The organism is Trinickia dinghuensis, assembly GCF_003367175.1.
Taxonomy (GTDB): domain Bacteria; phylum Pseudomonadota; class Gammaproteobacteria; order Burkholderiales; family Burkholderiaceae; genus Trinickia; species Trinickia dinghuensis.
In genome coordinates this window covers 1-9,166 of record NZ_QRGA01000036.1, presented here as the reverse complement: position 1 = coordinate 9,166, position 9,166 = coordinate 1, and the positions used below count along the sequence as shown (strand labels likewise).

Below are 9,166 nucleotides of genomic sequence, written 5' to 3'. Positions count from 1 at the left end.
ACGCGGGGATGAAGCTGTTTGCGGCGAAGGGGAAGGTGGAGATTCAGGCGCAGTCGGACAACATCGAGCTGACCGCGCAAAAAAAGGTGAAGATCTTGTCGACGACCGACAGCATCGAGATTGCTGCCGAGCAGGGGATCTTGCTGACTGCCGGCGGTGCTTACATCCGAATCAAAGGCGGCAACATCGAGATTCATGCGCCGAGCAATATTGATATCAAGGGGGCGCAGCATTCGTTCGCGGGACCTGCGCAGCAGCCTTATCCGATGCCCACGCTTCCCGTGGCGGCAACGCCTCAGATGTTCAGTCAGCGTTTCGATGCGAAGCCATTGCTTGGCCGTCAGTTCAACCTTCCGTACAGCCAGGTGCCCTACACGGTTAGGGATGAGAGCGGGAAGGTCGTGGGGGCGGGCACGCTCGACGAAAACGGCTTTACCGACCGTGTTTTCACCGCGACGCAGTCGAAATTGAAAGTCTATATCGGTGATGATCCATGGCGTGTATTCGTTGATTCGAAGCACAGCGCTTAATCGCCGACAGCAACAATCGAGAGGGTAGGCATGGGGAACGATTCGGTAGAGCTTCAAGATCAAGGCGTGACGTCGGCTCCGAATGGGAGCGTCGGTGATGCCCAAAACGGCGCGGCAGCGAACGGCGGTACTGCACAGATTGTTGCACCTCAGGCACAGGCCGCTAATCTCCCGGACCAGATGACCTCCGCTCCGCTGACGACCGGCAGTGCCAATAGCGATGCCATGGCAACGCAGGCAACGCAGGCAACGCAGGCAACGCAGGATGCCGGATCGGGAGCGCCCCAGACGGCACAGACGGCGTCGGATGTCGGATCAGGGACACCCCAGGCCACCCAAACCACGCCGGCTGGATCAACACCCCAGACGACACAGACGACGGCGGACGTCCAATCTGGAACGACTCAGGCGCCTGCTGATACGTCGCCTTCCAATACCCAAACAGCCGACGCTCAATCGAGCACGGGACAGGAGGCGAGCCATACGCAGCCCGACGACGCTTCGTCGACACAACCCTCACTGGATTGCCGCTTTTGCGGTTTGGACGGCGAACCGATCGCAGGTGCGCAGTACCGCTTTGTCATCGATGGGAATGACGTATCGGGCACAACTGACGGTAGCGGCAACGCTCAAACACTGCAAAACTTGAAGCCTGAGTCGGATTGCACCGTCTTCATCAAGCGGGACGATGGCACCTTTAAACAGATTGCTGCCTTCACTGTCCCCTCGACGAGCGGGTACGTGACATTGATGAGTCCGAGCGCGCTGCTAGAAGGCCAGACCGAGCTGCATGGTGGGAGTCAGCAAGACGTCTACAGCGAGCCCGACCCAGTTGGCAGCGATAAGGCTACGACGGATGCCTCGACGCCCGGTGGGGACGCGAATAACGGAGGATCGAGTGCTGGAAGCAGCGCAAATACGGCGAGTGCCAGTACGGGCGCGCAGCAAGGCAATCCGAGCGCAAATGCTACGCCCGCACCGTCGACTCCGCCCAAGCCGGCACAAACGCCTCCGGCGCCGCACCCTTCGTCCGCAGCACCTGCGCCTAAGCCATCGAAGCCGGCCGCGGCGAGCAAGGCGCTAAAGGGCGGGACCGGGAAGGCGCCGCAAACGAAGGCGGTACAGACTAAACGAGACCAGCTTAGCCATCCGCAGGCCAAGCCAACCCAGGATTCGACCGATTGGCTCGATCAGAAGGTCATGGCGACGTGGCACTACGTCGAGAATCTTTTCGGCGTAAAAACCAATCCCGTGATGGCTGCAGATCACAGAGCTACACCCGCGGCTAGCGCAAAGCCCGCAGCAGCAACCAAGCCGAGCGCGGCAGCAACGGCCCCGCCGAGTGCGACCGCAGCGGGAGGTGACGGGCCCTACATTGCGCTTATGCAAGTCGCCGAAGAGCAGACGGCTCACCTATTGCCTTCGACGAGTACTGCCGCCAATCTCGCCGAGCTCAGCAAAGGAACGTTCAAGTACAGTGGGAACAAGGCCGTCGGGGACGCGAAACACTATTGCTACTTGTACGTGAAGGTGGCGCTGTGGCGTGCCAAGTATGTCAAAAGTGCACTGGCGGGCAACTATGCCAAGGTGGCAGGGCCATTTCTCGAGGAAGCGGGCTTCAAGAACGTAACGGGTGAAATGCCTGACGCGCGCTGGGCGCTGCCGGGTGACGTGATCGTTTATAAGCTGCATGGAGATGAAAATCCGACAGTCGATAACAAAAAACCGGCAGGCCACATCGATATTAGGACTTACCATCACTACATTAGCGATTTTCGTCGAAATCATCTATTTTTTCATGGGCATAAATCGTACTACGAAGTCACTGGTGTTTACAGGAAGCCTGGTTACTCAGACTCGTCGGTGACGGCGAGAGTTCAGGCATTCCTGAAGGTGATTCGGTCAAGAGAAACTTCCACGCTGTTTGATCGTTACGGCGATAAAACCACCTATAGCGCGGTATATGGTGCGGTCAAGCTCGAGGATTGCGCTAAGGATCTCTCAACGCATCCCTTTGCGAATAAGGATGTAGATCACTCACCTGCTGGGGCGTACCAAATCACTAAGGGCACGTGGACGAGCGGCTGGAAGGACAATGGAATGCCCAACGATTTTTCGCCTGCGACTCAGGACCGCTACGCCGTTTGGATCATGGAAACCCAATGGGAAAAGAGCAGCGATCAATCGAGCCAGACCGCGCTTGGTTACGTGCGGCTCGGCGATCTAGATAACGCGGTGAGGTTACTGAGGTCCCAATGGGCTTGCCTTCCCGGTTCGAAACAGTCCAGGGGGTACACTATGGATCAGCTGAAGGCCGATTTCAATAAATTTCTCAAGGAATATATGTAATGAAGAGTCTGAATTGCATACTCTTGGTGGCTGGTGTTATTTATTCTTCCGTCACCTTTTCGCAAAATCTGACTCCTTCTGCGGCGGATGTTCAGAGTATAGATGCGTTTGCTGAAAAAATTTATAAAATCCCGTATCGTAATATTGTGTGTGCGTTTAGTGATCTAAATCCAGAGACTCGAGTGTATATTGATAAGAAGGTCAATGATAAAAGGATTAGAGAGAAAATTTACCAATCAACTTTTGGAGATATTTTTACTGACGCTCTTTTTAAAAAATTCGAAAAGCAGTGCGTTGATACAAATTGGGCTGGATTGAAGCCTGATTTCCGGACTGCAGACCAGGATTCGGAGGATGATCATTTGATTGAAAATGCGCCTATTCTAAAAATAAAAGGTAAGCCAATTATTCTTAAGATCAGTTCGAATCAGGCGCGTGTCAAAATTCTTTGGAGGCAGATCGATACGGATGGAAAGAATACGCAGATAATGAATGGGAGAACCGATCTGATCTTGGTGCGGGAGCATGGTTCGTGGCGGGTTGATAACGCTATTACCAATCCTTCTTCTGCATTTGATGATGATAGTGTCGACGAGTTTTATAACTCGGTCGGTGTATCACGTTTGATAGACTGACGGGGCGAATCTATGTGCCTCTCGTTTTCGCCGGACGCTCCTTGTTCGAATGGTGTGAGGCCGAGAATTCGTCAGGGAATAAATGGGATGAAGATTTTGAATTCCTTGAATTCCTTGAATTCCTTGAATTCCGTTGCTTGCGCCGTCTATTCGGGAGTTGTTTATCCGCAGGCTTCGCAAGTTTCGGTGAGGGATGCTCGGGATATCGATGCATTGATGAAAAAGTTTACCAAATGCCGTATCACGAAATCGTCTGTGCTTTTATTAATCTAGATTCGGATACTCATACCTATGTGGATAAGAAATTCAACAATAGGAAGGCTCGGGAGAGTGCTTGCCGAACTACGTTTGGTGATGTGCTTTCAAGTGAATTTTTGAGTAAATTCGATAAATTGTGTGCTTATACGAATTCGGCTAGATTGAAACCGGATTTTAGGACGGAGAGCGGGGATGAAGAGAATTATCACCTATATACCTATCCTCCAGTTTTGAGGGTGACCGCGAAACCTATGATCATTCAGGAAAGCTCGAATCGCGTGCGACTCAAGGTTCTGTGGAGGCAGGTTCGGAGTGAAGGAAAAACACTCTCGTGATGACCGGAAGAATTGATCTGAAATTTGTTCGGGAGCACGGTTTTTAGCGTATTGATGATGCGATTGACAATACGACATTTGATGATGAAGCCGATCTCAGTGCCAGCGATTTTGAGAAAACAATTGGAGTGAAAATTCTGAGATCGGGGCGTTAGAGCGGTGCTTGGATCCTTGTATCCATCACCTGTGACAGTCCATCTATCCATCGAATATTTCGACTGAATCCTCGATGTGGTTCAGCGCCAACCGGACCCAACGCAACAGTTGCCAATCTTTTCAAACGCGAAGACATGAAACGTTATCTGATCCTCAACGGCGACAAGACCACGGCGAACGGCACGGTCGTCGCCAAGCCAACCACGATCCGATTCCAAGGCCGCGACGTCGCACACGAGGCCGACGATGTGCAATGCCCAGCATGCAACACGACCGGCAAAATCAAGTGCGATGGACCGCGCCAAGTGATGACGGCACCCGACGGCCGACATGCGGCACTGAGCGACGATCTTTGCATCTGCAAGTGCAGTCCGACGCCGAAACTCGTTGCTTCGCAGCAATCGATGTCGGTCGAGTCATGACGTCTGATTTTCGATGCAGCGGATCACAACGTACGGTTTGCATGATAGATAGATGGTGACGATCGAATTGAAAGGACCTGAGCCGATCGTCCGGAAACTGAGTGAGCGACTGCTTGTCCTTGAGTAAAATTTCCATCCATCGATGAATCGCTTCGAACCCGGCCTGCTCGATAAATTGTTCGGCGACGGCACGCATCAGCCGGCGCCTGCCGTCGTGCGCCAGTTGTCTCTGGACGAACTCAAGGGTACGGTGGCACGCCAGATCGAGTCGCTCCTGAACGCCCGAATCACCTTCACCGACGAACGCCTTGCTGGGCTGACCGAGTGCCAGCGGTCGATACTGACCTACGGACTGAACGATTTCGCCGGGCTCAGTCTCGCAAGCCACGACGACCGGATGGCGATCTGCAATTCGATACAACGGGCAATCGAACGACACGAGCCGAGGCTGAAGCAAGTGACGGTGAAACTGGAGCTGACCGCACAGTCGACGAATGTACTGTGCTTCGCCATCCAGGCGCTGCTGGTGGTGCATCCGGCCGAGGAGCCGGTCAATTTCGACGCAATGCTGCAACCGTGCACGCTGCAATATTCGGTCACGCGGGCACGGGCGAAAAGGCTATGAGGGAAGGTCCCGCACGCGGTAGCGGCGCTGACCGGATAACACACGAAACCTGAGAGATAGATGGAAGAGTTACTACCGTACTACGAGCGCGAACTATCGTATTTGCGCCTTTGTTCCGGGGACTTCGCGCGGCGCTATCCAAAGATAGCGGGGCGGCTGTTGCCGGTGGGCGAGCACAGCGACGACCCGCAAATCGAGCAGATGATCCAGGCGATCGCACTGCTCGATGCGCGAATCGCCAAGAAGCTCGAGGACGATTACCCGCAATGTGTGGAGGCGTTACTCGACGTTTTGCAGCCTCACTATCTGCGACCGTTCCCGGCGTGCTCGATCGCACAGTTTTCCGTTGAGTACACGGGCGGCGAGTCGTGCTCGCATACGCTGCCACGCGGCACGGAATTGGTCAGCCGATCGATCAACGGTGTCGAATGCCGATTCAAAACCGCTTACGAAGTGGCGATTGTGCCGCTCGCGATCAGCGAAGCGCGATATATGTCGGCGGCGGCAGCACCGGTCGTGCTACCGGTAAACGCGGCGGGCATCGTGTCGATTACGTTTGCGTCGACGGCACCACACCTGGATCTGCGCCAACTCGCTTTACGTTCCGTTCGCATGCACTTGAATGGCGAGTCCTCGTTCATTGCCGCGCTCGCCGACGGTCTGTTCATTCATGCGCTGGCAAGCTATGTGGAGGTCGAGGGAAACGCCCGTTGGAAGCTGCTGCGGACAATGCCGGTCTCGCAGGCGGGTTTCGGCGAGAGTGATGCGCTGCTCGACTATCCGATGCGATCGCACCCGGCGTACCAGCCGTTGTCCGAGTATTTCGGATTTCAAGAGAAATTCGATTTCGCCGACGTCGATCTTGGGGCGATGCTCGACACTGGGGGAGCATGCCGACGCGTGACGCTTCATGTGGTCCTCAAGGAGGGGCACGGCAACCCGCATGCATCTCGGCTGCTATCCACGTTGTCGGTTGCTCACTTCAGGCTCTTTTGTACGCCTGTTGTGAACCTGTTTCGACGGCGCAGCGAACCGGTTCGGGTGACACATCGAGAGGTTGCGTATCCGGTTGTGGCGGACGCACGCCATGCGTCTGCCTACGACGTTTACTCGATCGATTCAGTGAACCTCGTGCGTCAAACGCAGGAGCGTAACGAGATCATCGAGTTCGAGCCATTTTTCTCGCAGCGCTACGGTGACGACCAACGGGCCGGGCATTACTGGGTTGCTCGCCGTGACGAAACGGTGGCTTCCAAGAGTCCGGGCTACGAAACGGAGATTTCGGTCATCGACGTCGATTTTGACCCGATGGCCTCGCAGACCGATACGTTGAGTCTCCGCCTGACATGCACGAACCGGGACCTGCCGTCGAGACTCGCGATTGGGCTCGAGGGCAGCGATCTTTTCGTACCGGACAGATCCGATGACGACCCGGCGCTCGGCATTGCGATGCTGCGCCGGCCAACGCAGACACTTCGCTTCAAGCGAAGCGACGAATTGCCTTTGCGGCTCGCTACGCACCTCGCGCTCGATCACCTCTCGCTTACGGATATGCATGTCGAAGCGCTCAAGGCCGTGCTGGTGTTGTACGACCTGCGGCGCTCCGCTGTATCGTCCCGGCATATCGAGGGAATCGTCAAAGCCGAATCGCGCGACGCCGTGCTCGAATTGCCGGGCAACCCGTTTATGACGGCCGTGCAAGGTACCGAAGTGCGCCTGACCATCGACGAGACCCATTTCGTCGGAGCGAGCATCGCGACGTTCGTGGGTGCGATCAATACGTTTCTCGGTTACTACGTCCATCTGAACAGCTTCGTGCAATTGACTGTCATCTCGAAACATACGGGCGAAGAGATCGTGCGATGCAAGCCGCGCAGCAGCGATTTGATTCTCGGGTAATGGAGGGGCCTTTGTCGATGAATGCAAACTACGACGACCGCGACGATGACCTGCTGCGGCACTTCTACGAGCGGGAACTCGAACTGCTACGCCGGGATATGCGTGCATTCGCAAAGCGGAACCCCGCAGCGGCCGCACGTCTGTCGATCAACAGCGATGGGCGCTCGGATGATGCGGGCATCGAGCGTCTCGCGCAGTCGACGGCGCTGCTCCACGCGCGCCACAGCGTGAAGATCGACGATGATTATCCAGAATTGACGGAGGCGTTGATACAACGGTCGTACCCGCAGTACCTGCGACCGTTCCCATCGTGCTCGGTCGCCCAGTTCGACATCGAAGGCATGTTCGACAGTTTGACCGAGTCGGTCCGGATTTCCCGCGGGACGCAGTTGCAGACGAACATCGAGCGGTGTTCTTTTCGAACCGCGTACGACGTCGTGCTTGCGCCGGTGCGAATCGCGCGCGCACAGTATGCGTTCACGCCGACTGCGCCGACTAGCGTGACGCTGCCGCCTGACGCTAGCGGCACGCTATCGGTTACCTTTCGCTCCGCCAAAACCGGCAGTCGGCTCGATATTGCTACACCTGCCAAGCTGCGCGTCCATCTCGCGGGGCAACCGCAAGTGGTCGCCGCACTGATCGACACCATGCTGCTACGCACGGTGACTGCGTATGTCGAAGACAGCGAGGGACGCTGGACTCGTCTTCCGATTCGTCCCGTTTCAGCTGTGGGTTTCGGATCGCAGGATTGGCTGTTCACAGACGCGAAGGAGGCGGGGCAACAGTTCGGGCTGCTAGGCGAATACTTCGCGTTCGCGCAACGCTTCCACTTCGTCGATCTCGATTTTGCCTCGATATGTGCGGCGGCCCCGGGTGAACAACTCACGCTGCAGTTGATCGTGAGTGGTTTGTCTGCGAATTCGCGAACCGCCCAGCAGTTGGCCCATCTTTCTGCGGATCACTTGAAGCTGTTTTGCACGCCGGTGGTGAACTTGTTCGGAAAAGCGGGTGTGTCGCTCAAGTACGATCTGGAGAGCGATGCGTGGCCGATTCAGGCGCAGGCCAAGAACGACGCGCTCACCGAGGTTTGGTCGGTCGATCACGTTTCCACCGAGCAAGGGGCACCGCTGCTTTCATCCGCCGCGCTAATGGCCAGTCACGCGAGCAACGCGCGCCCCAGGTGGACATTTGGACAACGCAGGGGCTCCTCGTCGTCGGGGATGGGGCGAGTTGCTGAGCTTAGCCTTGTCGGCGCCGACGGCGCACTTGGGGCAGGGCGCGGCATTGACATGCTGCGAGCCGACGTGACTTGTTCCAATGGTGACCTGCCTCGTTCGTTGCCTGTCGGCGCCTTGGAAGGAGACATGCGGATGGAAGGCAAGGCGCGCGCGACTAGGAAGATCGCGCTGCTCCACGCGCCGACGGCCGTCGTTCACCTTTCTCGCACGAACGGTGCGCTTTGGCGGCTCATTGGTCAGCAGACCGCGCACGCCATCCGGTTGAATCAGGCGGGCTTGCCTGTTCTCAAGCAGATGCTCCAGCAGTTCGCCGTGCTGTCGCCGCCGCAGGCTCGTCACATCGACGGGATCACAGGTCTTCGTCACCGGTCGGTAATGACCCTCGTCGCGAGAGCACCGCAACCGGCGATGGTGCGCGGAATCGAGGTTACCTTGGAAATTGACGAGCAACTGTTCGTCGCGAACAGTGTTGCCGTATTCGCAGGCTTGATGGAACGCTTCTTCGCGCCCTATGCGGCAGCCAATAGTTTTGTCCAATTGGTTGTCGTGTCCATTGGCGGCGCAGTTCACTGGCGGGGGGAGCCAATGAGGGGCACTGCTGCGCTTCTGTGAGGTGGTAATAGTTGCACGATATTAAAATGAGTTGGGAATTTTTACTCATTTTCGGTGATGAATACTAATAGTGCTTAAGCTTGTTTTGCCGGAAAGAGGATTCTGTG

General features: G+C 56.2%; 7 protein-coding genes. All 7 read left to right on the top strand.

What is annotated here, in order from left to right; translation table 11 throughout:
* Positions 1 to 530: DUF2345 domain-containing protein (locus DWV00_RS33390; protein ID WP_147298042.1), on the top strand; the 530-nt coding region annotated here is incomplete at its 5' end.
* Positions 531 to 560: 30 nt separating this feature from the next.
* Entirely contained in the window at positions 561 to 2,879 is a 2,319-nt protein-coding gene (locus DWV00_RS34835) for a flagellar hook-length control protein FliK (protein ID WP_245965146.1), read from the top strand.
* Positions 2,879 to 3,514 carry a hypothetical protein gene (locus DWV00_RS33380; protein ID WP_115537888.1) on the top strand — a complete coding sequence of 212 codons (636 nt, stop codon included), beginning with the start codon at positions 2,879 to 2,881 and terminating at the stop codon, positions 3,512 to 3,514. The genes DWV00_RS34835 and DWV00_RS33380 overlap by 1 nt, the downstream gene beginning before the upstream one ends.
* An 883-nt stretch (positions 3,515 to 4,397) precedes the next feature.
* A complete protein-coding gene (locus DWV00_RS33375; RefSeq protein WP_115537887.1) occupies positions 4,398 to 4,685 on the top strand; it encodes a PAAR domain-containing protein in 288 nt (95 codons plus the stop codon).
* A 142-nt stretch (positions 4,686 to 4,827) separates the two neighbouring features.
* On the top strand, positions 4,828 to 5,310 hold the full coding sequence (tssE, locus tag DWV00_RS33370) for a type VI secretion system baseplate subunit TssE (RefSeq protein WP_115537886.1): 483 nt from the start codon (positions 4,828 to 4,830) through the stop codon (positions 5,308 to 5,310).
* 60 nt (positions 5,311 to 5,370) lie between these two features.
* Positions 5,371 to 7,209 carry a type VI secretion system baseplate subunit TssF gene (tssF, locus tag DWV00_RS33365; RefSeq protein WP_115537885.1) on the top strand — a complete coding sequence of 613 codons (1,839 nt, stop codon included), beginning with the start codon at positions 5,371 to 5,373 and terminating at the stop codon, positions 7,207 to 7,209.
* Positions 7,173 to 9,059, top strand: coding sequence for a type VI secretion system baseplate subunit TssF (gene tssF, locus DWV00_RS33360; protein WP_115537884.1), 1,887 nt, complete (start codon positions 7,173 to 7,175; stop codon positions 9,057 to 9,059). Before tssF (DWV00_RS33365) ends, tssF (DWV00_RS33360) begins: the two co-directional genes overlap by 37 nt.
* Positions 9,060 to 9,166: the final 107 nt, after the last annotated feature.